Origin of the sequence: Psychrobacter sp. Ps4 (genome assembly GCF_022129285.1) — a bacterium.
GTDB lineage: Bacteria > Pseudomonadota > Gammaproteobacteria > Pseudomonadales > Moraxellaceae > Psychrobacter > Psychrobacter immobilis_A.
Genome location: NZ_JADQAK010000002.1, coordinates 264,389 through 287,170, shown reverse-complemented (window position 1 = coordinate 287,170; position 22,782 = coordinate 264,389). Strand labels below are relative to the sequence as shown.

At 42.5% G+C, this 22,782-nt stretch carries 24 protein-coding genes; 11 read left to right on the top strand and 13 right to left on the bottom strand.

Annotated elements, in window-relative coordinates:
- Nucleotides 1-31: 31 nt before the first annotated feature.
- Together I3252_RS02645 and I3252_RS02640 are read right to left on the bottom strand one after the other, a co-directional pair.
- Nucleotides 32-820: an AbiH family protein gene (locus I3252_RS02645; protein ID WP_238034118.1), complete on the bottom strand. Its 789-nt coding sequence runs from the start codon at nt 818-820 to the stop codon at nt 32-34.
- A gap of 493 nt (nt 821-1,313) precedes the next feature.
- Nucleotides 1,314-2,168 (bottom strand): M48 family metallopeptidase, encoded by an 855-nt coding sequence (locus I3252_RS02640; RefSeq protein ID WP_238034117.1) that lies wholly within the window; start codon nt 2,166-2,168, stop codon nt 1,314-1,316.
- 525 nt (nt 2,169-2,693) lie between these two features.
- Between I3252_RS02640 and I3252_RS02635 the strand changes: the two genes are divergently transcribed.
- The 3 genes from I3252_RS02635 to gorA all read left to right on the top strand — a co-directional run bounded on the left by I3252_RS02635 (nt 2,694) and on the right by gorA (nt 5,526).
- Nucleotides 2,694-3,485, top strand: a complete 792-nt coding sequence (locus I3252_RS02635; RefSeq protein WP_238034116.1) for a threonine/serine exporter family protein — start codon at nt 2,694-2,696, stop codon at nt 3,483-3,485.
- Nucleotide 3,486: 1 nt separating this feature from the next.
- The gene (locus I3252_RS02630; protein ID WP_055124673.1) at nt 3,487-3,939 is read left to right on the top strand and encodes a threonine/serine exporter family protein; all 453 of its coding nucleotides are present in this window, start codon (nt 3,487-3,489) and stop codon (nt 3,937-3,939) included.
- A gap of 231 nt (nt 3,940-4,170) precedes the next feature.
- Nucleotides 4,171-5,526 (top strand): glutathione-disulfide reductase, encoded by a 1,356-nt coding sequence (gorA, locus tag I3252_RS02625; RefSeq protein ID WP_238034115.1) that lies wholly within the window; start codon nt 4,171-4,173, stop codon nt 5,524-5,526.
- 118 nt (nt 5,527-5,644) lie between these two features.
- Here the strand turns inward: gorA and I3252_RS02620 are convergent, their stop codons facing one another.
- Both I3252_RS02620 and I3252_RS02615 read right to left on the bottom strand, forming a co-directional pair.
- Entirely contained in the window at nt 5,645-6,112 is a 468-nt protein-coding gene (locus I3252_RS02620; protein ID WP_238034114.1) for a DUF4870 domain-containing protein, read from the bottom strand.
- A gap of 47 nt (nt 6,113-6,159) precedes the next feature.
- On the bottom strand, nt 6,160-6,528 hold the full coding sequence (locus I3252_RS02615; RefSeq protein WP_045454206.1) for a hypothetical protein: 369 nt from the start codon (nt 6,526-6,528) through the stop codon (nt 6,160-6,162).
- Nucleotides 6,529-6,775: 247 nt separating this feature from the next.
- On the opposite strand from I3252_RS02615, the gene I3252_RS02610 reads away from it, so the two are divergent.
- Nucleotides 6,776-6,937, top strand: a complete 162-nt coding sequence (locus I3252_RS02610; protein ID WP_227676031.1) for a hypothetical protein — start codon at nt 6,776-6,778, stop codon at nt 6,935-6,937.
- Nucleotides 6,938-6,967: 30 nt separating this feature from the next.
- On the opposite strand, the gene I3252_RS02605 is transcribed toward I3252_RS02610, so the two are convergent.
- Together I3252_RS02605 and I3252_RS02600 are read right to left on the bottom strand one after the other, a co-directional pair.
- Nucleotides 6,968-7,591: a GNAT family N-acetyltransferase gene (locus I3252_RS02605; protein ID WP_238034113.1), complete on the bottom strand. Its 624-nt coding sequence runs from the start codon at nt 7,589-7,591 to the stop codon at nt 6,968-6,970.
- Nucleotides 7,592-7,689: 98 nt separating this feature from the next.
- Nucleotides 7,690-9,342 (bottom strand): FAD-dependent oxidoreductase, encoded by a 1,653-nt coding sequence (locus I3252_RS02600; protein WP_238034112.1) that lies wholly within the window; start codon nt 9,340-9,342, stop codon nt 7,690-7,692.
- A gap of 384 nt (nt 9,343-9,726) precedes the next feature.
- Between I3252_RS02600 and I3252_RS02595 the strand changes: the two genes are divergently transcribed.
- Entirely contained in the window at nt 9,727-10,896 is a 1,170-nt protein-coding gene (locus I3252_RS02595; RefSeq protein ID WP_238034125.1) for a tRNA pseudouridine(13) synthase TruD, read from the top strand.
- A gap of 32 nt (nt 10,897-10,928) precedes the next feature.
- Here the strand turns inward: I3252_RS02595 and I3252_RS02590 are convergent, their stop codons facing one another.
- Nucleotides 10,929-12,386, bottom strand: a complete 1,458-nt coding sequence (locus I3252_RS02590; protein WP_238034111.1) for a GGDEF domain-containing protein — start codon at nt 12,384-12,386, stop codon at nt 10,929-10,931.
- A gap of 362 nt (nt 12,387-12,748) precedes the next feature.
- Complete coding sequence (locus I3252_RS02585; RefSeq protein ID WP_238034110.1) at nt 12,749-13,630, bottom strand: PHP domain-containing protein; 882 nt, start codon at nt 13,628-13,630, stop codon at nt 12,749-12,751.
- A gap of 222 nt (nt 13,631-13,852) precedes the next feature.
- On the opposite strand from I3252_RS02585, the gene ispZ reads away from it, so the two are divergent.
- The 4 genes from ispZ (at nt 13,853) to mnmD (ending at nt 17,504) form a co-directional block, all read left to right on the top strand.
- Nucleotides 13,853-14,404: a septation protein IspZ gene (gene ispZ, locus I3252_RS02580; protein ID WP_045444273.1), complete on the top strand. Its 552-nt coding sequence runs from the start codon at nt 13,853-13,855 to the stop codon at nt 14,402-14,404.
- Between the two features lie 138 nt (nt 14,405-14,542).
- On the top strand, nt 14,543-14,872 hold the full coding sequence (locus I3252_RS02575; RefSeq protein ID WP_238034109.1) for a YciI family protein: 330 nt from the start codon (nt 14,543-14,545) through the stop codon (nt 14,870-14,872).
- Between the two features lie 62 nt (nt 14,873-14,934).
- A complete protein-coding gene (locus tag I3252_RS02570; RefSeq protein ID WP_238034108.1) occupies nt 14,935-15,309 on the top strand; it encodes a hypothetical protein in 375 nt (124 codons plus the stop codon).
- Between the two features lie 44 nt (nt 15,310-15,353).
- On the top strand, nt 15,354-17,504 hold the full coding sequence (gene mnmD, locus I3252_RS02565; RefSeq protein WP_238034107.1) for a tRNA (5-methylaminomethyl-2-thiouridine)(34)-methyltransferase MnmD: 2,151 nt from the start codon (nt 15,354-15,356) through the stop codon (nt 17,502-17,504).
- 17 nt (nt 17,505-17,521) lie between these two features.
- Here the strand turns inward: mnmD and yiaA are convergent, their stop codons facing one another.
- On the bottom strand, nt 17,522-18,079 hold the full coding sequence (gene yiaA, locus I3252_RS02560; RefSeq protein WP_055124683.1) for an inner membrane protein YiaA: 558 nt from the start codon (nt 18,077-18,079) through the stop codon (nt 17,522-17,524).
- Nucleotides 18,080-18,274: 195 nt separating this feature from the next.
- Between yiaA and I3252_RS02555 the strand changes: the two genes are divergently transcribed.
- Together I3252_RS02555 and I3252_RS02550 are read left to right on the top strand one after the other, a co-directional pair.
- Nucleotides 18,275-18,907, top strand: coding sequence for a hypothetical protein (locus tag I3252_RS02555; RefSeq protein ID WP_238034106.1), 633 nt, complete (start codon nt 18,275-18,277; stop codon nt 18,905-18,907).
- A 129-nt stretch (nt 18,908-19,036) separates the two neighbouring features.
- Nucleotides 19,037-19,666 (top strand): hypothetical protein, encoded by a 630-nt coding sequence (locus I3252_RS02550; RefSeq protein ID WP_238034105.1) that lies wholly within the window; start codon nt 19,037-19,039, stop codon nt 19,664-19,666.
- Between the two features lie 119 nt (nt 19,667-19,785).
- Here I3252_RS02550 and I3252_RS02545 read toward each other — a convergent pair whose 3' ends face one another.
- The 4 genes from I3252_RS02545 to I3252_RS02530 form a co-directional block, all read right to left on the bottom strand.
- Nucleotides 19,786-20,460, bottom strand: a complete 675-nt coding sequence (locus I3252_RS02545) for a DUF4112 domain-containing protein (RefSeq protein WP_045454182.1) — start codon at nt 20,458-20,460, stop codon at nt 19,786-19,788.
- Entirely contained in the window at nt 20,453-21,370 is a 918-nt protein-coding gene (gene ubiA / locus I3252_RS02540; protein WP_238034104.1) for a 4-hydroxybenzoate octaprenyltransferase, read from the bottom strand. The genes I3252_RS02545 and ubiA overlap by 8 nt, the downstream gene beginning before the upstream one ends.
- 107 nt (nt 21,371-21,477) lie before the next feature.
- A complete protein-coding gene (locus I3252_RS02535; protein ID WP_238034103.1) occupies nt 21,478-21,720 on the bottom strand; it encodes a hypothetical protein in 243 nt (80 codons plus the stop codon).
- Nucleotides 21,721-21,865: 145 nt separating this feature from the next.
- The gene (locus I3252_RS02530) at nt 21,866-22,774 is read right to left on the bottom strand and encodes a class I SAM-dependent methyltransferase (protein ID WP_238034102.1); all 909 of its coding nucleotides are present in this window, start codon (nt 22,772-22,774) and stop codon (nt 21,866-21,868) included.
- Nucleotides 22,775-22,782: the final 8 nt, after the last annotated feature.

The window sequence follows — 22,782 nt, the reverse complement described above, 5'->3', positions numbered from 1 at the left end:
TGCCTAAGCTATTTCAGGATATGGGCTGTATTTATTTTATTGTGAACTGACTATACCTAGAGAAAATATCTATAAAAGACGATAAGTGATAATTCATATTTTCTATTACTTTATAGATATGGACACCAGTTGTTTTACCTTTATATTTCTTTACATAGTCATCGTTTAAACTTAGTTCTTCAAATGCTGGACTCGGTCTACCAAATCCGGTAAGTGGATCGTAACCATATTGTTGATTCATATCGTCAAACCCAAATTTATTGACTTCTATAAAGTTTCCTTCATCTTCGTATATATATGTATTTCGTAAAATACCCAGCTTTAGCAAGACGTTGAGATAGTGATTTTTATTAGTATTAAAGTCTTCAAAAAATTCATCCGCAATGATATTTAAATCACTTCCATAGTATTTTATATCAATCATCTCGTTCTTATCTGAATTCTTATCTAATACAGAGCATACAATATCTAAAACGTTTTTTATTTCGTTTTCAAAATCTATCCATGTATCGATGCCGCTATCTAAGTAATCTTTGAAATACTGAAACCATCCATTATTAGATAGCTTCTCCTTCAAAAGTATTAAACTTTCTACAGAAATTTTCACATCTTCAGTTTTATACATTTCTTTAGTTCTGTTTAGAAAGAAATCTTCACTTGCTAACAGCTCATGGAAAATATTATCAAATAATAAATGTTCATTTGAATCAGCATCTTCGACTGCGCGCATTGCAGTAATAAAATGTTCATATTTTGTTGGTAGGAAATGAGCTAAATCAAAGCCATTTCCTAATATTAATATTTTTTTTCTTTCACTCATTCATCTAGTCCTTTATCAATCATAAATCTCTAAAGATATTATGGCTTTCTGCTCTAAAAATCTATTTGGCTTCGGTTGTAGCGACTACTCATAAGCTTAGGGTAGATAAGGTATGAGCTAAAATCAGCCTTTGCTCTCTATAAGCATACCTAACTTAAACAAACTCCCGCTCAATATTCATCACCTGCGCATCCACAATACACTCTAGCTTTTCTTCAATTTGCTGCATTACGACTCAACTTCACATTTAGACAGCCCAACTGTCAAAACGCTTACTCGTTAGCGTCATGTCGATCCCGCTCACCGCTCTCACATACCGCGAAGCTTGACGTATTGCCAAAGCCAATATGTTAGGCGCAGCTCACAACACCCAACATCATGACCTAAGATAAAATTTAAACCAGCCAATTTCCAACATTTTTCTGCAAAAAAAGGTAAGTCGTTTGACTTACCTTTTTTGATAACATTCACTGATTTGATAGCATTTACTGAGTTATTTACGTTTAATGGTTCTAGTCGTTACTCCAGTCATTGCCCCACTAGTTGCGTTAGCAGGTGCTTTCGCAGCCGCTTGATAAACTGGCGTAACCTCAGGTAAGAGTGCCTGAATTTTAGCGATACGCTGCCCAGAGTTTGGATGGGTAGACATTAAAGTAGCTATGGTGTTGCTACGACCATTGGCAGCCTCCATTTTTTGCCATACTGCAACGGCAGCTTCTGGATTGTAGCCTGCCTGCGCCATTAAGCGTAAACCACCCGCATCGGCTTGTGACTCTTGACTACGAGAAAATGGCTTATCAAGTCCGTAGTCACTAATCAAACCCAACGCATCATCACTTAACCCTGTTCTTGACTGTAGTTCAGCACCACCTAACTGCAGCGCTAAGCCTGTCAGAATTTTTTGCCCAGCATCTTTTTTACTGTGCTCAGATAACGCATGAGTCATTTCGTGTCCCATGATTGCAGCGATCTCTGCATCTGTTAACTGTAATTTTTCTACAATACCGGTATAGAAAGCCATCTTACCACCCGGCATTGCCCAAGCGTTTAATTCAGGTGAACGTATCACTGTGACCTGCCAATCAAAAGGGACGCCTGTTGTATTAGCGCGAATAGCGTAGGGCTTCATACGATTAAAGACGTTTTTAACTCGAATGGCGGTAGCAGAAGTATTATCTACCGCGCCTTGACTACTGGCTTTAGAGACCACTTGAGAGTAACTTTTAGCCGCATCAGTATTTAATGTAGCCGTATCGTACCCTGCCATATCGGCGACCGTAGTACACCCTACTAAAGTAGTGATAGTAGTCAGCAATAGAGCATTTTTTATTTTATGAAAACTGGTCATTAGACGTCCTAGTTGAGAGATGCAATTGAGTTAAATAGCTAAGCTAAGGGCAATGAATTGATAGACTTAACATTCCACTATCGAAATTCATGTCTTGCCACACATTAATTGAGAGCGACATATAATTGATAACGTAACTAAAATTCAATTAATATGTAATTATCATGTAAGTAATGTGTCTAAATTATCGAGGAAGAGATTATCATTATAGAAAACAAAAGTCTATTAATTTTATAATCTATTATTTGTTTGATATCACAAGCCCCAGCCAACCTCCATTTGACGCCTACAACTTTATTCCTTTAATTAGAATCGCTGCTCAGAGAGCATCCTGCAATAGATCCCACCTAAATAAATGCTCGTATCACATTTATCACTCGCGCAGCTACCGTACGTTCTATTTTCTCTTTGCCAAAAAGTTTATAATTTATCGTAGCATCAAATATAATGTCCGATAATATGTCTGCGCGTCAGCTCCCAGACCCTTTATAATAGCGTATCCATACCAACCTGCGTATCTCACCCATGACCACCTCTATCAGCTACGTAAAGCAGCAACGCATTACTCGACTATGCGTGCGCTGCGGCTTACTTCTTATGCAGTATGGCGCTGAGTCTGCCGTAGTCGTGGACTTATCCAAACGTTTAGGGCTTGCCTTGGGGATGAGCAGCGTCGAATGTTCACTGAATTTTAACGCCATCACCCTGACGACCATCTGTGACGAGCGCTGTATCACCACCACCAGAGACACGATCAATCAAAGCATTAATGTCAATTTATTGGTACAAATTCAGCAAATTATCAATAAAACCGAAGCCACCGTCGATAGTACCGACTTGATTGACCGCACTACCCTTGCCTTTGATGAGTTGGATAAGACCGTATACCCAACGTGGCTAGTGAGCATGTTTGTTGGCGCATCTTGTGCAGCGTTTGCGTATCTGAATGGTGGCAGCTGGTCTATTACCGCGGTGACATTTATTGCGGGTATGGTGGCGATGTTCACTCGTATTTACTTATCCAAACACCACTTTAATCCTTTTATCACCGTCATTGTGACCGCTTTTATTGCTTCTTTAATTGGAGCGACGACCTACTATTTTGATATTGGTAATAATGCCGATATTGCGGTTGCCTCTAGCGTGTTGCTACTAGTGCCTAGCTTTCCTTTAATTAACTCGTTCTCAGATATCTTAAAAGGCTATGTTAATATTGGCGTTGGGCGTGCGGTGTTTACCTATATGCTCACCTTATCCGCGTGCGTTGGTATCGTGATGGCGCTGGTTTTACTTCGCATACAGCATTGGGGGTTTTGAGATGTGGTTCATTGAAACTGTGGTGCTGTCATGTATTATTACCCTTGGTTGGACGCTCATGTTCAGCGTACCCAAACGCTACATTTTGCCTTGTTTGCTGATGACTGCTTTTGGCTTCGGATTAAAGACTGCTCTCGTTTATCAGCATGTACATATCGTGGTTGCCAGCTTTTTCGGGGCGATGCTTGCCAGCTTTTTAGGCGTGTATTTTTCTAAGAAATATACCTTGCCACCCAAAGCACTTATCTCGCCTAGTGTCATTTGTATGATGCCCGGTATCGCTGCGTATAAGGCGATGGTCAGCATGGTGCAGATTGGTTATTTTGGTTTTTCAGACGAGTTATTTAGCCAAATGATGGTGTACTTGTTTGAAGCGTTGTTTGTCACCTCAGGATTGGTACTGGGTTTATCCATTCCGGGACTGTTATTTTATAGACGACGTGCCATTGTTTAAGTAAGTTTAGATGAGTCCAGTTGGGTTTAGATAGGATTATTAGATGTCAGGCTATTTTTGCCTAAATGCTTTTATATTCTGATGCTAGCTGGTACATCCTTATAAGCAAAACCTTGTAAGATTAATAATGATACCCATCACAATAGAGTTCAAAACAACAGAATTAAAAAATAATAGACGGCAAAATTGCACCAATACGCATCAATACTTCCTGAATAAAGAGACTTAACCATGACAAAACATTATGACTATATCGCCATTGGCGGCGGTAGCGGTGGCATTGCTTCCATCAACCGTGCGGCGAGCTATGGCAAAAAATGTGCCATTATCGAAGCCAACCAGTTGGGCGGCACTTGTGTGAATTTGGGCTGTGTACCTAAGAAAGTGATGTGGTACGGCGCGCAAATTGCCGAGGCTATTCATAAATATGCACCAGACTATGGCTTTGATGTGGATGTTAAAGGTTTTGACTTTCAAAAACTGGTGCAGAGCCGTCAACAATATATCGAAAATATTCATCGCTCTTATGACAATAACTTGGCCAAAAATGGCGTAGAAGTGATCAAAGGCTTTGCCAAATTTGTCGATACCAATACGGTAGAAGTAAATGGTGAGCTGATTACCGCTGACCATATTTTGATTGCCACCGGCGGTCACCCGATTCAGCCAGATATCAAGGGCGCAGAATACGGTATCGATTCTGACGGCTTTTTTGCGTTGAATCATTTGCCAAAACGCGTGGCAATTGTAGGAGCTGGATATATCGCTGTTGAAATCGCAGGCGTATTGAACAGTTTGGGCGCTGAGGTGCATTTATACGTACGCCAGCACTCGCCGCTGCGCTCATTTGACCACAGTGTAGTAGAGGCATTGCTCATAGAGATGGAGCAAGACGGTATTCAATTGCATACCAATACCACGCTCACGGAAGTCAATAAAAACGAAGATGGCAGCCTGACTTTGTGTACCGAAAATGGCAGCCTAGACACGACAGATTGCTTGATTTGGGCGATTGGTCGTGCGCCATCGACAGACAATATCAATCTGCAAGTGACGGGTGTGGAAACGAACGAAATTGGCAAAATCAAAGTCGATAAGTTCCAAAATACCAATGTTAAGAACATCTATGCGGTCGGCGATATTATCGAAAACAGTGTGGATTTAACACCCGTGGCGATTGCAGCAGGTCGTCGTCTTTCAGAGCGCTTGTTTAACAACAAGCCTAATGAGCATTTGGACTATACGTTGATACCGACGGTGATCTTTACCCACCCTGCCATCGGTACCATTGGCTTGTCTGAAATCGACGCGGTTGAAAGCTATGGCAAGGATAATATCAAATGCTATAACTCAACATTTACCTCGATGTATAGCGCGGTGACCCAGCATCGTCAGAAGTGTATGATGAAATTGGTGTGCTTGGGCGATGAGGAAAAAGTCATTGGTCTACACGGTCTTGGCTTTGGTGTCGATGAGATGATTCAGGGCTTTGCGGTCGCCATCAAAATGGGCGCGACTAAAGCGGACTTTGACAATACAGTTGCCATTCATCCAACTGGCTCAGAAGAGTTTGTGACAATGCGTTAGTTTGATTAGGTAGTATTAATAGAAAGCCTACTCTATAAAACAACCCCATAAGTGTTAAGCAACTTATGGGGTTGTTTTATATCAGTATATTTTTTTAACGTTAACCACTAAATTGATGTTACTTGATCAGACGAATATTAAAAGGCACTCTAAAATCTTTACCAGAAGAGCACTTGATTGCCCCCATTACGCAAAACACTAAGTGCGAGAAGCCAAATAATACCAGCGCTAGCATTGGAATCATCGCTAAAGGCGCAAATATAAAGGCTAGAATAAAGCCAAGTATCATTGCCACAATCCATAAGCCAATATAGCCGATAACGAAAGTGATCGACCAGTTCAGCGCCTCTTTAGCTTGTGTTTGCACATAAGCATCATCTTTTTTGACTAGCATAATAATGAGTGGTGGAATAAATCCAAAGAACAAACAGCCTAACCAGTTTAGGAGAGCTATGTTTGTAGAGTCCTGCTTGGTACTAGCAGCTTGCATATCTGTTATATGGCTGCTTGCTTGAACATTATTAATATCGTTATTGCTAACGTCTTTATTGATATTTACGTGGGATTGTTGGGTACTATTAGGCATGTCTGGATATATTCCTTTATAAAATTATTTAAATATTAAGCTCTGCTTTAATTGCCTAATACCCATTCATCGTTCACTTGATAAACCTTGAAATTGGTCTTGTTAGTGCGGCTCTCCCCCGCGATTGTCTGAGTGATATCAGCGGTACACATATAAGTATTGTCGCCCTCAACAGTGTCACAGTTGATATTCTCGACGCGTTCAAGCTTTGGCATCATACCCTCCATCATGCCGCTCATCGCCTTTGCCATCTCATCATTGCCTGCGTTCGCCATCGCATCGTCCATCATACTATTGGCTTGCTCGTATTGCGCCTCGATTAACGCTTCAACTGTGCTTTCAGAAGGTGCATTAGAGCATGCGACAAATAGCGGTGTTAGTAATGCTATGACTGCCAGTTTTTTCAGATTAGTCATCTCAATCTCAATGTATCTATAATGTTACTTCACTATACAGAATTACTTCTAAATACCCAACTTAATTTTAGAATACAAGGTTAGATTTATGATGAATAGCTTTAATAATCTAATGAGATGAAGGAATTAACGTGCGGTGTATACTGACAGTGCATTCACGATACTGCTATGATGTGGTATTCAAAACCGTTGCGAGATAACTGTGTGGCAGGTGTACTTTTTTATATTACCGATTGGTCTGGGAATTATGACCTTGGCAGCAAGTTTGTTATTTTTGTTTGCTTATCTGATGTCTGATGATAATGCCACGCGCTTGCCCGCTTTTAACTGGTTCAAGCGCTTAATTATCGTGGCATTTATCCTGCTAAGTGTTGGGCTATTTATGACCTTTGGTCATTTTTGGGGTTAATAAAATCAGCCTTTAAACATTCAATATTCTTTAATGAACCATTTTTTCTAATTCCAATAATTCTAAATCTTCACGCTTTGGCTCGCCATTATTGCCGTCATTTGGAAATGGCATTTTATTACCATTTAGCTCATAACCTCGACGTTGATAGTAAGCCAACAGCTCAGGACGATGACTCAAAATGGACATGGTCAAACGCGCAGTATTTTTATCAGCTGCTTGCCCATCTGACTGTAGATGACGAGTAGCAAAGGTTTCTGCTGCTTGCAAAATAACATTACCAACGCCCTGCCCTTGCAGCTCTGGATCTACTGCAAACATGCCGATGTAGGCTTTGTTATTTGAGTCAGCATCGGTTTTGATATCGACAGCGATACAACCGAGTATCTCACCCGTTTCCTCTCCATCACGGTCGCCCGTTGTCGTTTTTGGATAGACAAAGTAATAGTGATTAGGGTCATTAATCACGGCAGCGAGCTCGGCTGATGTGGTTCGAATACCACCAATCAAATCAGCCTCATTGGTCCAACCTGCGGTCTCGCGATAACAGCGATTTAATAATTGCTCAAGTGCACTAATATCATCGGCGTGCGCTCGTCGCAAAAACACAGACTCTCTCTCCAAGTTATTTTCATCTAAATGTTTTTTATTCATATTATAATTTTTCCTTTCCTTGTTTGTATTCCTAGATTAAAAAAACTGACCCAAATCGATAGGTCAGCCTTAATAGTAATATGTATCCATCTTGAGTACTAGGGCGATAACGCCTGTGCTTGGTCGATAATATTAAATCCTGCCTGAAGCTGTGCACGCGTTGGCGCATGACCACGGCGGAGCAGTTCAGAAAAGGCAACCAATTCTTTATCACGCCCTAAAGTGCTAGCCGCACTAGCACGTGTGTCTTCCCCATCATCATCAAAGTAGTATTCGATATAATCTAACGTATCTGGCGAACCAAATAAGATATTATTATCGGGTGTCGCAGCATGACCACTATAGCGTAAGCTCTTGCCATATTGCATCGTCCAAAAGAACGGGATGCGCGCGGCGAGCGAGCTGACACTTTCATCATTTAATATCGCAGCCGCAGTCACTAAGCCATGTTGCAAGGCCACGCGCCAATGTTCGATACGCATGCGCCCCATTTGCCCAGAAGCTTTTGCAATATCACCCAATGCATAAACCCCATCACGCAGCTGTAAATGCTCATCCACTTGCACGCCATCTGGCGCGTTTACTTCTTCGAACAGCTCTATACGTGGTGCTACGCCAGTCCCTAAAATGACGATGTCTGCAGCAACTTGCTCACCATTCGCCAGCATGACACCGCCCACTTGTGAAAAGGTTTGGTTTTCTTCTTCATTCTCAGACGGATTAACAACCCTTTTGACCTCAGTGATTCCATTGACCCTGGCATCAAACACAAATTGAATCCCATTTTCTTCATGCAGCTTGATCAGCGTATTACTGACGGTTTCGGAGACGATATTTCCCATGACGCGATGATCTTGTCCGATGACGGTAATAGAAGCCGTCGTGCCTGCTTGTGCCAATGCGGAAGCGACCTCCATACCGATAAAGCCAGTACCGATAATAACCACACGCTGGTCATGACTGGCCGCTTTTATCAATTTGGCATCATCCATACTACGCAGCGTATAAACGCCATCAAGCTCAGCCCCTTTAAAAGGCGGTATCTTTGGCTCAGCGCCTGTTGCAACCACTAAAAAATCAGCAGTTTGTCTGTCACTACGACCATTTTTATCTTTAATGATAATGGTACGTTCATTGGGCAATACTTCGCTGACGGTCTGATTCAAGCGCAAATTAATATCGTGTTTGCTCGCCCAATCTGCACCGCCTAGTAGAAGCTTCTCTTCAGGCATATTGCCCGCTAAAAACGCTTTGGACAATAATGGACGGTTATAAGGAGCTTTATCATCAGCACTAATCAAGGTGATTTTGCCGCCATAGCCAGTGTTACGCAGCTGATGCGCTGTCATAAAACCTGCTGCGCCACCACCCACGATGAGCGTATGCGTATCGATAAGCTTATCATTTGCAATCTTTTTGTCTATCTTCGCTGAGATATTCACCGTCAAGCTGTCGCCATTATCGGTCACTTCATATTGAGTCAATCCTACTGTCGCGACTGGCTCTAACAGAGTACCATCACGGCTATCAAAAGTCGCATGATGCCAAGGACAGACCACACGATTGCCACAACGTAATCCTGTGCCTAAATCTGCGCCTGCGTGCGGGCATTTACCATCGAACGCCTGAAAATCATCGTCGTCGCGGGTAATTAAAATGATACTATCATCATCTTGCTTGTAAGATTTCATGCCGCCACTAGCAATATCGGCCTTATTAATAGTCACTGTGTCAATCGTTGCATTGGTCATAAATCTTCCTTAACAGTTATAATGGTTCCCTGAATCAAACGTGTTGAAAATAGCCCTATCGCATCAGCCAGTTTCAACGAAAAACACCATTCCCGATACGTTTATTTAAATGCTTTTTTAAAACGCTATCCATTGATAGTAGCAAGACACTTTCGCACACGCTGTTTTTTTGTATGTTTCCTGCGTTGCAAAACGTAATCGTTAACTGTTAATCCCTATGCTTACCTATTCTTTTTAAATCTTATCCTCAACATAAAAGACGACTTTATGACTTCTCGTGATGACATGACCGATATTAATGCTAGCCCTCAATCCGCTCTTGAAAGTACTCAACCTGATAACGAGTTACCTGCTAATGGGTCGTTTAATAATGAGCAGTTTGATATGGCAAGTATCGATATTACCGTAGCGACGGATACTGCGCAGTTACCGCAGCCTCTTCAACCACCTGTACAGCAAGCAACCTATAAAGCCCACGCAACTGATTTCATCGTTAATGAGCTATTGCCGCTCGAATTCACCGGTGAAGGTGAGCATCTATGGCTTCATATCCAAAAATTAGGGATGAATACCGTTTATCTTGCCAAACTGCTGTCAGAGTGGGCAGAGATTCCTCTGCGCGATGTTGGTTACTCAGGTCTTAAGGATCGCCATGCATTGACAACCCAGTGGTTCAGCTTGCGAATCCCAAAAAAACAACTGCCAGCTGCTGAGTTTGCACCAGTCGATATCGGAGCCAATGAATCGGTCACGATCATCGACCAGCAATGGCACAACAAAAAGCTCAATCGCGGCACGCATCGCGCCAATCAATTTATCATCACCTTGCGTGATATCCAATTTGCTGATTTTGACACAGCATTGCCAGCACCTGAGCAATTATTGTCGGCGAAACAAGATGTCGAGCAGCATTTATCAAGCATCGCTATAAATGGCGTGCCCAATTATTTTGGCCCTCAGCGTTTTGGACGAAATGGCAATAATATTAGAGAAGCATTATCGCTGTTTGCGCGTCCACTACAGCAAAGTCGAGCACAACCCAAAAAGAGCAAACGCAAGCACGCGCCACGTGAGCAGAATACGATGGAGCTGTCTGCCGCACGTAGCTTAATTTTCAATGAGATATTGGCGGTACGAGTGCGTGATGGCAGCTGGAATACTGGGCTGGCAGGAGAAGTGTTTAACTTAGAGGGTTCAGGATCAATATTTACTAGCGAAGCCATAGACGACACGTTGCGTGAACGCCTTGAGAAGGGTGATATCCATCCCACTGCTGCATTATGGGGCAAGGATAATGATAAAGTCAGCGGCATGGCGGCAAATATTGAGAAAAATGTGATTCAGCAAAATCCGCTACTGGCTCGCTTAGCCAATGGTTTAGAGCAGCGCGATGTAAAAGCACAGCGCCGCGCGCTGCGCCTACCTATTGAAGCGCTGTCTTGGGAATGGCAGGATAAAGATAATGAACAGACATTGGTGCTCAGCTTTACGTTAACGACAGGTAGTTTTGCTACCAGTGTCTTGGCAAGCTTAGTAAAAAAATTAATACACTAAAGTGTAATTAAACCTTCGACTATGGCAGCCAGCTATGTGCCATAGAGCGCCTCAATATTATTATTTTTTGCTGCCAACATCTCGTTGGCACTCACCACTTGATCACGGCCACGGCCTTTGGCTTCATACAAAGCCTTATCTGCCATACAAATTAAGCGCTGGCAAATATCGTGAGGTAGCTGCACTGCGGGAATTTTACGATTCACGCGTTTGCTACTATACGAGGGGATTCTCTGCGGTTTAGCAAGCGACTGCGAGGCATCCTTTTTATTCAGAGTTTCGCAGGCTTGTTTTATACAATTACGCTCACCATGGGTCAGTGTATATAGCCCCAAGCTAGCAGTCACACTAAAGGCTGTATCGTCATCGAGAATGATGACGTGTTTGGCGATAACGTGCCGTAATTGTTCAGCAATTATCATAGCTGTGTCGTGCTTCGTATCTGGCAATACAATCAAAAACTCCTCACCGCCATAGCGACTCACGATTGTTTCATCAGTTAAAGACTGCAAGAGCGTCTGCGCGACCTCTACCAATACTCGATCCCCAATCTCATGGCCGTAACTGTCATTGACCTCTTTAAACCAATCCAAATCCAATAAAATAACGCTGATATCTTGATGGTCTTCTACTGACTTCAGCACCTGCTTCATTTGCATCATCCCGTAACGGCGACTTTTGAGTTGAGTTAGCTCATCTTGATTGGCATGCTGCAGAATTTCCTTTTTACTATCATCCAATATTAGTAACAAAGTACGAAACATATAGATAATAAAAATAGCTTTTGGTAGCGCCATATAAATATGGGTAGAACGCCAAAAAAAAGCGGAAGATCGGCGCAACTGATCAACACTGTCCCAATTTAGCGTGCCATTTTGAAAAATAGAGGCAGAGATGGCATTTTCGATTGTCGTAATTTCACTATAATTGATATAACTATAATAGGTATCAAGAGGAATGACCGTGAGCGTCATTTGACGCAGATTGGGTAAAGTAACGCCAAGATAAGGAATAAATGTGACTGCTAGAATGACGGCTGCATGTCCTAAAAATGCTCTCCATACATAGCGCCGACGTATAAGCATCATCCCCAATATCGCACCGCCGACTAAAGAGACGCCCGCGACCAAGCTACTATGTCCCAAAACTAAAATAACCATTGCAATATAGGCACTATAGACCGTAATTAGTATGCCTTGCCACTTATACAAATTGCTATTGGCTTTTTTGACAGGTGAAAAACGACTGGTCATCCATAATAAAAACAAAGCTACCAGTGTCACGCCGAACCATAGTGGATAAAGCAGGGCTATATCGACATAGGTGTCATAAACATCGCGGCGCCACCAAACAAATAAACACCATAGCCAGTGTAAAGACACCTCCATTACCATAAATAAAGCCAGTAATGACGTTTTATCAGCAGCTTGCCACTCAAAAATTGCTTGAGATAGCTTGGTGTAGCCTAGATGAGATATCGATACAGCCATAGTAGGGCTACCGCAAATATTGAAAGTTATTAAGTCGACATTAAAACCATTAAATAAAAATCAAAAGCCTGAATCAACAATAATAAATGATATGACTTTTTACCTTATATCATTCCCAAAAACTTAAGTAGATAAGAATGCGAGTGTCGGTACTACATTTTGTAAACTAAATAGGAGTTAACCCCGACAATTTCATTTGTAAAAATAAATACCACTTATCTAGTGTGGCAATTTCTGTCGCAGTTATCAATCTATTTAGTGCCTTAATGCGTCAATATATGACGCATGTTTTTTGGATAACCTGTCAATTGATGTTTCAGCTGAGTTAACATTCAAAACTGTATTCAGCAATGAATTTTCGGCTAAGAAAACATTGCAAAAGACTGCCAAACTCCCTGCTGATCAGGGTTCATTGTCGGTACATCACCCAAACGACGCCACGGCATATTGCTACCATGAAAGTCACTGCCGATCGAGGCGACAAGATTGTGGGCAGCGATACTGCGATCGACCATTCTGCGAGTACTAACCGGTTCGCTATTCGACGGCAGCTCACAAGCATCGCCACCAAGACCAGCAAACTCTTCAATCAGTTTACGGACTCGTGTTGCTGAAAGCTGATAACGCGTGGGATGCGCCAACACCGCCTTGCCACCACAAGCATGGATCAGCTCAATGCCGTCAGCCATGCTCAGTGCATCAATCGCCACATAAGCAGGCTTATTGTCTGCCAGATACTTATCAAAGGCTTTTTGTACCGTCTTGACTTCACCGCGCTCAAACAATACTTGACCAATATGCGCGCGCCCGACCGCTTGTGGATTGCCGCCAGCTTTATCAAGTACGGCTTGCCACAGCTCATCATAGTTAATATCTAATAGCTCACTGAGCTTTTCAGTGATTCGTTGACCACGCGTGACACGGCTATCCTGTAATTGCTGCAGCGTTGCATGCATTTTTTCGCGATCGGTAAAATCTAACCCTAGCACATGGATGATTTTATTGGTTGATTTATTTTTGCCATAACCACCAATAAGTGTGTGCTTACAGCTTATCTCGACCCCATTAATCAGCTGCATATCGCAGGCAATGGCAGCCGCACGCGCCTCATCAATTCCTGCCAGCGTATCGTGATCGGTCAATGCCAATACATTGACGCCGGCCGCATGGGCGCGCTGCACCACTTCCGTTGGTGCATAAGTACCATCAGAGCAAGTGCTGTGACAATGTAAATCGAATTTCATAAGAGAAGCCTTAGCATTAAAAATTAAAAGTGTAGAAAACAAAAAAATGAGCACATTGGCAATAAGCCGTTATATTTGGCAGTTGTCATGATTATGAGTCATAATTATCAGGTATTGCTACGCAGGCCCGTGATATAGCATGATTATCGTGTTGATTGCTTTTTTTTGGCGCAGTAGACGTGTAAACTACCCCATACGTTTTTGTCGGACATCCCCTTTGCTATGAAAGCTTTATTAGATTTTATTCCCTTAATTGCCTTTTTTATTGCTGCTCGCTACAGTGGTATCCTAGCAGGGGCAGGTGCGTTACTCATCGCTACCATCATCGTTTATGCCATTCATTTTATTCGCCAAAAAGGCACTTTTGATAAACAGCAATGGGTTGTCTTACTATTAACCATTTTGTTTTGTGGTGGTACTTTATTATTGCGTGATGATATCTATCTGCGTTGGAAGTCACCTATTATCAACGGTATCTTTGCACTAACACTTTTAGTCAGTGCTGCGATTAATAAGCCACTGATGCAACTGGCGATGAAAGATGTTTTTTTGCTGACGATGAGTGGCTGGAAAAAACTCACTCTCGCTTGGGCACTATTCTTCGCCTTTATGGGCATACTGCATTATATCACAGCGTTTACGATGTCAGATGAGGCATGGATTAACTTTAAAACTTATGGCTGGATTCCGATTATGTTGGTGTTCGTCATCGCCCAGTTTGCCGTATTAAAAAAGCACCTCAATCCTGCGCTCACGGATAAAACCGTCAAATAATACTCAATTTATCATTTTATAATAAAGCCAATGCTATTTCTAAATGCCAATAGCGACAATCATTAATCGCAATTAGCTCAGGCGCATTAAGCAAAACACTTTAAATTAATCATAATTTTTATTAATCGAGGAAGTCTCATGTCCTTATTTGCCATTATTGGTCATGACGTGGCCAATAGCAGCGCACAACGTCAGATTACCCGCGCTGAACATGTCGAACGCTTGCAAGCTTTAGATCATGACAATCGACTGATTATCGCTGGTCCAACACCTATCGAGCATGGCAAAGGCGAGATGTCAGGCAGCCTAATCATTGCTGACTTTGACTCTGCAGAAGCAGCGCAATCATGGGTAAACGATGAGCCTTACTTACGTGATGGCGTGTACAGTCACGTAGATATCAAACCCTTTATCCATACATTGCCAAAAGCGGATGACAGCGCATCAGTTAAAGTAGCAAAATCGTGATTCAGTGCCTATCTTTGTTAAAAAGTCGCTCTTATCAGCGTAGCATTGTTAGTATGATTTTTATGGCTACTGTTTCAGCACAGGCTGCGCCGACGGTGACGGCTATCAATGTGGCTGATCCAACACTCACGACACCCGTGCCAGCGCAACCAATATCGACCGCTCAACCAACAAAAAACTCAGTGATGAATATCAGCGATACATTGGCAGCGCAATTACAACCATCTGATAAGGCGTTATCCGATGCCAATCAGCAGCTATTAAGCCGTAATGCACAGTTGCAGCGCGAGTTGAATGACTTGCAAACTCAAGTAAATGTTTTGGTCTACGAGAGCAAAGGTCAGCTTTTTTTATACGGTGCATTTACTGTGTTAATTAGCTTACTGGTCGGTATTTTTATTTCTTGGTTGGTGTTTGTCCGCCGTGAACGCTGGTAACTAGTACCACGCGCTTTTTATTGATTTATCTTATGTGACTGTCTATGTCTAAACCCATGTTCGAATCAAAAGATACTGATACATCGTCAACACCCTCCAAAAACACTCAGTCACTAAGCATTCACTCATCAAATATCACCCCTGCCAAGATTGATTGGCAGATGGATGATACGGGTAATAAAGTGCCTGTATCGGGTGAGTTTGGTGATGTTTACTTCTCAAATGCTGATGGTTTAGCGGAATCGCGTCATGTGTTTTTGGCGCACAATCAATTGCCTGAACGACTGACCAATCTTGCACCAAAGCAATGCTTTACGATTGCTGAATTGGGCTTTGGGACTGGACTGAATTTTCTCGCTACGTGGCAGCTATGGCGACAGCTGCGGGATATACACCCTCAATTAGCAACTGCAAAACTGCATTTTATTACCACTGAAAAGTTCCCGATACCTCGTACCGACCTTACCCAAATACTTACCTTATGGGGACAGCGCGCGCCTGAATTGACAACACTGATTGAGCTATTATTAGCGGCCTATCCGCCTCTTATCGCGGGCTGTCATCGTTTGAGTTTCTTTGATGATAATTTGACTTTTGATATATGGTTGGGTGACGCAGCTGAGAGCTTAGCCAAACTATCAAGTAACTCTTCTAGCTTGCATGCACCTTATGTTAACGCTTGGTTTTTAGATGGTTTTGCGCCCTCTTGCAATAGTACCTTGTGGGCGGATAGTATTTTTGCACAAATGCAGCGTTTATCACGCCCCAATACAACTGCCGCCACCTATAGCTGTGCTGGTATCGTCAAACGTGCGCTGCAAGATTGTGGCTTTCAGATCAAAAAAGTGAAAGGCTTTGGTCGTAAGAACGAAATGCTAACGGCGATCATGCTGGATACCATAAATTTAACTGACAATAATAATGGCAACAATAGTAAAGACATCACCTTTTACAATAATGCTAGCACCGCCGCGCCCGACAACGATAGCCAATCTGCCAAACCCACTGACAACCTGCCCACCCATAGCATTGTCGTTGGCGCTGGCGTTTCGGGGCTATTAACGGCTTGGTCATTGGCCAATCGTGGTATTCAAGTGACTTTGCTAGATAAATCAGCACCTTTGGCGGGCGCATCAGGCAACCCTCGCGCCCTACTTGCCCCTAAGATGACGCCCATTCATCATGTCGATGAACATTTGCATACCATAGGCTATCTCTATAGCAGCAGGCTATATCGATGCTTAAATGTAGATGCTGAAAAATTAGGATTAGTGCCAATACTTGAACCAACGGGTGCTCTTGATCTGCTTATGAAAGCCAATATTGGCACAGAGCAAATCGCTGATTACCCCGATGAGATGGCCACCACACTATCCCATGAGCAGGCGCAAACTGACAGCGGGTTAAAAACACAAGGTTTATCAGAGAATTTGTATTTACCGCAGTCTGGCTTGGTCAATCCGCAAGCATTAAAAGATACTATCCTAATGCATCCGCTCATCCACTTTCAGCAAGTAGACGTTAAAAGTATTAGCGAAACAGAAGAAAATACTTGTATCGCAGGCAATAATCAGGATAAGCAGACGATATCCATTAGCGCTGATAATGTGGTCATTTGCGCAGCTTTTGAGAGTCATCAACTGGACAAGCGTATTTTTGATTGTCGTAAAATTCGTGGTCAGCTTTCTTGGTTTACGCCCACAACCGAGCAGCTCACCATATTGCCCAAAATACCGCTTAAATACAGCGGTTACTGTGCGTTATTTACCGCGCAAACAGGCGATGCACAATTGAACGATGTTGTAGAACAGCACTCTCAGTTTTTATTAGGCGCAAGCTTTATACGTAATGATACAGACATAGATATCCGCACAGAAGAGCATCAGATTAGCCGCGACAAACTAGTGACTGCCATTCCTGGGATGGACTCGATTATTCCAACAGATATTAGTTTGTGGCAAGGACGAGCGGGGATTCGCACGCAAACGCCTGATTATCACCCCATCGTTGGAGCGTTAGCAGACAGCAAAAGAATTTGGGTAATGAGTGCCATGGGTGCTAAAGGGTATGCCATTGCACCAATATGTGCTGAAGCGTTAACAGATATGATGTTAGGAACATTTGCCCCCTTATCAACAGCGATGCTTGCGCGCCTGTCGCCAAATCGTACGCGTTTACAAACACCGCTTACTTGAGATTTTTAGTCAAAGGTTTAATCACTGCCTTCCATTCTAGATTTAACCGCACCAAAAAGTGATTTTCCAGTGTCAGAGTCGCGGGACTCTTGATGACCAATTTTAGTACTACTTTGAGTGTCAGTCGTAATCATTGGTGCAGTTAAAGTGCGAATCTGTGCTTCGTCACGGGTGTTTTTTTGAATGGTCACTGCAGCAAATAAACTCATGGTAAATGCCATCATATAAAAGCCCTTTTCACTTAAGCTTAAACTTCCCGCATTCATCAAACCAATAGCGATTAGCGCAATGGATAATCCAAGAGCCGCCCAGCTGATTAGATAATACATATTGGTTGTTGGAATACCTTCACTACGATCACGAAGGGTTTTTTGCAAACTAATTGCTGAATAAAGACCTAGCGCCAGCACCGCTATATAATAGCCTTTTTCATTTAATAACATACTCTGTGCATTCCATAAGCCAAGTAAATACGCTAGGACACCCACCAACATCACCGCCCAAGAAGTCCCGACATAAGCAGTAGTTGGTTTATAAGCGGCTAGCTGACTCTTCGTAATCGTGTCATTATTCATCATCTTCCTTAATTAGAAATAGGCAAGCACTTAGTCGTAAAATATATAGTGGTAAGATACATGATAGCGAGATAAACAGTAGCGAGATACAACTTTTATCGACCGCTATTTTGCCTTAACATAACACAAGCATGTTATATTGTAATCTAAAAAATTTTTTTTAATAAATAGCATTTTTTATGACAGAGTCCCGACATGTCTTTTTTTACCTTACTCATTTTGCTTAGCCTAATTGTTATTGTGCCCATATTTTTTGTGATGAAAGAAAAGTCTAAGCACACACAGATTGCTTCTATACAGCGGCATCAAGAATACTTGGCTTCTGCGAATCTTGTTGCTACCCAATCTAAAGCAGATATGACTGTAAACAACGAGGTAAATCATGAGCGAGCTAACGGGCTCAGCATGATTAATTTTTCAGCTCGACATCCTTTTATCAAGCTACTTTATGACGAGCAAGTACCTAAGGCGTTTCGATCTGTGATGGATGATATTGGACAACAATATGAGTCCACCCATCATGAAGAAATCACTGAAGCACAGCTATTTACCCTCAATAAACTCATCACCACACGTGTTCCAGAATTGATTGGCGACTACTTTAGCCTCGATCAACATTATGCTAAAACAGTCATTATTGATACCGACAAACAAAATACCAGCTATGACATGGTATTAGATCAATTAAACTCGATTTTAGACTTTTCTCAAAAGCTCAATATTCAAAGCCAAAGTGGCGTTGTAGACAAGCTACTTGCCAGCCGTCGATACTTAGATGACGTGTATAAAGAAAGCGGTATGGCAGCCGACAACCTAAAACTGAAATAAGCAATGCCTGTAGATAGTAAGCAAGAAATTGATAATAATAGCAAATGACGGTCATATTTAACTTTGAGTGATAAATAAGTCTACGTCGTTCACTATATTTGAACAAAAACTCTGCCAATAGGTAGCCGTATGATTATGAAAATCGATGCTCTTACAATTGCAAAATCCAAGCCCTATTTTCAGGCAATTTCTGCTATTTTTTTAAGTCTCTCACTATTGAGTGCTTGCCAAAAAACACCAGAGCCTGAGACAGATAACGAAACCATCTCTGAAGCGGCGGTACAAAACACACCCGTGACTACCAATATTAATGTTGATACGACCGCTGATAATGGTGATGATATCGCAAATTCTGAAGTAAGCTCAGAACAAGATGTAAGCTTAACTGAGCTAGAGAATGACCTTGGTGCAACAGACTCGGCAGTAAACAATACTGCACCAGCACCAAATCCAGAACAAGCCATTAAAGGCGCGCAAATTACTGATGTCCGTTATAAAAATGCGGCTGGTGAATCACTCTCGGTCGTTTTTGAAACCTCAGCAGCAGGCGTACTCAACGCTATCGTTAGCCTACCGAACAAACCAAAAATGACACTAAGTGCACCAGAAGGCCAAGGCAATAACCCAACTTATCGAACAACCGATGGCAGTATCCAACTGGTCAGTCATGCGGGTGGCGGCAGTATTGATTTTATCAAAAATAATAAAGTCACTAGCTTTGATGCAGTCAGTGCCGAAGCAGAAGTCATCACTGAGTAATTGATTAAAAAATACAGCTTAGCACCTTTAAAAGGTTACATAAAAGAAATCTCTTGAGCATTAAAAAGGCGGCAAATATTTATGATATTTGCCGCCTTTTTAATGCTCAAGAGATTTCTCTAACCAAATCCAGTTACCTTTCCAAACAGACTGACCAGCCAACTGATTACTGCCCACAGTCCCCAACCAATCACTACAATAACGATTAGTCCCAACAGATCAGGAATGTGCAAATACAACCACGCAATGATAGGATTGCGCCAAAAAGCGCCAAAACGGCTACGCTGCTTATCTTCAAGCGATTGATGCAAAAACGGCCGATCCATGTGCATCGTTTCAGTAATACCATATTCATCGTGCAGATGCTCATGCACGATGCCTAAAGTCTTACGACTGGGGCGAATAAAAATATCGAGCAGCGTTCCAATACCCGGTACGATACCAACGACCATATCAATAAGTGCCAGTCTGACGGCAGGTGTCATTTTATGCGCTGGCACACCCAACTGACGCCCTAATACAAAAGCATAGCTGGTTAAAGCCAGTCCCGCTAAATCTCCTGCCAGCGGAATCGTCGAAAGCGCCGCATCTGCACCCATGCCTTGTTTGGTAAAAGGCACACGTACCAGCGAATCCATCGTATTAGCAAACTTAGCCAATTTACGCTCGGTGGCGATCACTTGTTCGCGTGTTAGCCCATGCTCAGCTAGCTTTGCTTGATAATCGATGACAGGTGCATTGGCATCAGAAGATTTTTTCGCTTTTGACTTTGAGAGCTTTTTGAAGTTATCCATTAAAAGTCGTCCACAAACAAGCGATTGCGATAAGAGCAAAGACGTAACGTCCTACCCATATATTAGCTAAAAATGCCTGAAAACAAGCCATAGCTTGACGACTGGCACAAGCGCTATTTTGCTTAGCAAACATCATTGCGACTAGCGCTAAGCCAAATACTGGCGTCAGGCCTAAGCTTGTCGGTGCAAAGTAATGCCAAATGACCGCGCCCATAATAAGCAAAAACAATGTTTGTAGCAGCGAGATAATAATCACATCGTAGCGACCAAATAATATCGCCGTTGATTTGACCCCGATTTTTAAATCATCTTCACGGTCAGCCATAGCATATTGGGTATCATAAGCCACGGTCCAACACATATAAGCGACAAATAACAGCCAACACCAAGCATCAGGCGCGCCTTGTATCGCCACATACGCCATCGGTATCGCCCAACCAAACGCCGCTGCTAAAAACACCTGCGGCAAATGGATAAAACGCTTCATAAATGGATAAATGAATGCCAATAACACTGCCCCAAGCGACCAGTAAAATACGGCTATCGGCAAAAAGAACAGCAAACTGGCGCTGAGTAATACCAATACTAAAAAAGCAGCGATTGCTTCTCTAGCAGACAGACGCCCATCAGCTAATGGACGTCCTTTGGTGCGGGTCACATGACCATCGACCTTACGATCGGCAAAATCATTGATCGCGCAACCTGCCGCCCGCATAAAAATTGCGCCCAGCGCAAAAATCACCAACATCTTAAGACTTGGTAGACCTGCACTTGAACCTTGCTGTTGCGCTTGACCCATCGCCGCCAGCATTACGCCCCATAGCGTTGGCCATAATAATAGCTCAATACCTACTGGTTTATCAAAGCGCGTCAGCTGCAGGTAAGCTTGTAGTTTGTCGTTAAATGTCATGGCTTTTTATTATCATTAATAGAAGGTTTTTTTGTGCGTGTTTGCCTACTTTTTCGGCAGCTCTTATATGAAGTGCTATTACATTGAATTATTAATACATTGGCGAGCTACTGAATTTGCTGCCACAATTTGTTGGCCTCGATGAGCGACAGCTCAGGATATTGTTTACGTAAAGCTTTAATGGCAGGGTTTTTGTCTTTTTGTGCGGCCTGTTGACGCAAAAATGCCACATAATCTTCAGGACGACTGAACTCTTTTAAACGGGCTTCCAGCCTTAATATTCGGGTGCGCAAAATAATATTTATTAATAATAATCCTGCACCCATGATCCAAATAATTAGCGTCGACATTCCCTGCTCCTAAATCCAATCACTCTAAATTTTACAAATATGAAGTTGCTAACTGCGCGCTCTAAGCTCAATAACTGAGTTAAATAACTTAGTTCAACAGATAAGTTCAATCGCTAGGCGCATTTATTATGATGAGAAACGGCTATTAAACAAAATAACCATCAAAGCGTACGGCTTCGTTATGCCAGCTCTCACTTGGTTGTTGATGCGCAAGTAACGGCGCAAATTGCGGACGCTTAACGACCACGCGCCCCTGTGTGTTTGTGCTTTGTCCCTTTTGACGGACGACTGCTTGCGCACTTTGTAGCAACTGTTCTTCTTGTTCTAGCGTTGGTGGGCTAGCCAATTGGTGTAAGGCTTGCATATGCTTGCCCACTTTAGCGCCTTTACCTGTTTTGCTATCTTGATAGCTATTCTCTGGAAACATAGGATCCAAATAAACCACATTGACCAGCTTACTATGGTCAGCTGCCGATACATTATTCAAGCTGTCAAAATAACTTCGCGCATCAGTATTGATAATCTGCAAACGCATCATCAGTTTTTGCCAATTGGGTAATGCAATCATACGCTGCTGTTCTACTAACAATAACAATGCCATCAAGGGCTGCTGCTCAAGCATGATGACCTGAGCGCCCGTACTGGCTAATATCAAACTGTCATGACCAAAGCCTGCTGTGGCATCGATAACATGACTGTCAGATGTGATTTTTACCGCTTGTAATAATAACTCAGACTTACGCCCCGCACTCACCACACGGCGTTGCAGCTTATCCCATTCTGGTGCAACGCTTAACCCATCGCTCAGCCATGATAGCTTGTTTTTTTCATCCAACAACAATATAGATTGGGTAGCTATCTGGCTTAACTGCTGGCGACGTTTTTGACTAAGCTTATCGGTAAACAGCTCAAGGTGTAAAATAATGGGCAGCTGATGTGCAACTATCAACGCTTGTATATCTGCAATCTGACTATGCTGCGACTCGCTGACATAGTATAGTTGGCAGTACATAATGTTACTACTCTCTTTGAACCCTTGGCGTGAAACGGTCATCTCTACTT

Bases quoted from the DNA above. Each gene is read 5' to 3' on its own strand.
- I3252_RS02645 (WP_238034118.1), bottom strand. From the start codon at position 820: ATGAGTGAAAGAAAAAAAATATTAATATTAGGAAATGGCTTTGATTTA.
- I3252_RS02640 (WP_238034117.1), bottom strand. From the start codon at position 2,168: ATGACCAGTTTTCATAAAATAAAAAATGCTCTATTGCTGACTACTATC.
- I3252_RS02635 (WP_238034116.1), top strand. From the start codon at position 2,694: ATGACCACCTCTATCAGCTACGTAAAGCAGCAACGCATTACTCGACTA.
- I3252_RS02630 (WP_055124673.1), top strand. From the start codon at position 3,487: ATGTGGTTCATTGAAACTGTGGTGCTGTCATGTATTATTACCCTTGGT.
- gorA (WP_238034115.1), top strand. From the start codon at position 4,171: ATGACAAAACATTATGACTATATCGCCATTGGCGGCGGTAGCGGTGGC.
- I3252_RS02620 (WP_238034114.1), bottom strand. From the start codon at position 6,112: ATGCCTAATAGTACCCAACAATCCCACGTAAATATCAATAAAGACGTT.
- I3252_RS02615 (WP_045454206.1), bottom strand. From the start codon at position 6,528: ATGACTAATCTGAAAAAACTGGCAGTCATAGCATTACTAACACCGCTA.
- I3252_RS02610 (WP_227676031.1), top strand. From the start codon at position 6,776: ATGACCTTGGCAGCAAGTTTGTTATTTTTGTTTGCTTATCTGATGTCT.
- I3252_RS02605 (WP_238034113.1), bottom strand. From the start codon at position 7,591: ATGAATAAAAAACATTTAGATGAAAATAACTTGGAGAGAGAGTCTGTG.
- I3252_RS02600 (WP_238034112.1), bottom strand. From the start codon at position 9,342: ATGACCAATGCAACGATTGACACAGTGACTATTAATAAGGCCGATATT.
- I3252_RS02595 (WP_238034125.1), top strand. From the start codon at position 9,727: ATGGCAAGTATCGATATTACCGTAGCGACGGATACTGCGCAGTTACCG.
- I3252_RS02590 (WP_238034111.1), bottom strand. From the start codon at position 12,386: ATGGCTGTATCGATATCTCATCTAGGCTACACCAAGCTATCTCAAGCA.
- I3252_RS02585 (WP_238034110.1), bottom strand. From the start codon at position 13,630: ATGAAATTCGATTTACATTGTCACAGCACTTGCTCTGATGGTACTTAT.
- ispZ (WP_045444273.1), top strand. From the start codon at position 13,853: ATGAAAGCTTTATTAGATTTTATTCCCTTAATTGCCTTTTTTATTGCT.
- I3252_RS02575 (WP_238034109.1), top strand. From the start codon at position 14,543: ATGTCCTTATTTGCCATTATTGGTCATGACGTGGCCAATAGCAGCGCA.
- I3252_RS02570 (WP_238034108.1), top strand. From the start codon at position 14,935: ATGGCTACTGTTTCAGCACAGGCTGCGCCGACGGTGACGGCTATCAAT.
- mnmD (WP_238034107.1), top strand. From the start codon at position 15,354: ATGTCTAAACCCATGTTCGAATCAAAAGATACTGATACATCGTCAACA.
- yiaA (WP_055124683.1), bottom strand. From the start codon at position 18,079: ATGAATAATGACACGATTACGAAGAGTCAGCTAGCCGCTTATAAACCA.
- I3252_RS02555 (WP_238034106.1), top strand. From the start codon at position 18,275: ATGTCTTTTTTTACCTTACTCATTTTGCTTAGCCTAATTGTTATTGTG.
- I3252_RS02550 (WP_238034105.1), top strand. From the start codon at position 19,037: ATGATTATGAAAATCGATGCTCTTACAATTGCAAAATCCAAGCCCTAT.
- I3252_RS02545 (WP_045454182.1), bottom strand. From the start codon at position 20,460: ATGGATAACTTCAAAAAGCTCTCAAAGTCAAAAGCGAAAAAATCTTCT.
- ubiA (WP_238034104.1), bottom strand. From the start codon at position 21,370: ATGACATTTAACGACAAACTACAAGCTTACCTGCAGCTGACGCGCTTT.
- I3252_RS02535 (WP_238034103.1), bottom strand. From the start codon at position 21,720: ATGTCGACGCTAATTATTTGGATCATGGGTGCAGGATTATTATTAATA.
- I3252_RS02530 (WP_238034102.1), bottom strand. From the start codon at position 22,774: ATGACCGTTTCACGCCAAGGGTTCAAAGAGAGTAGTAACATTATGTAC.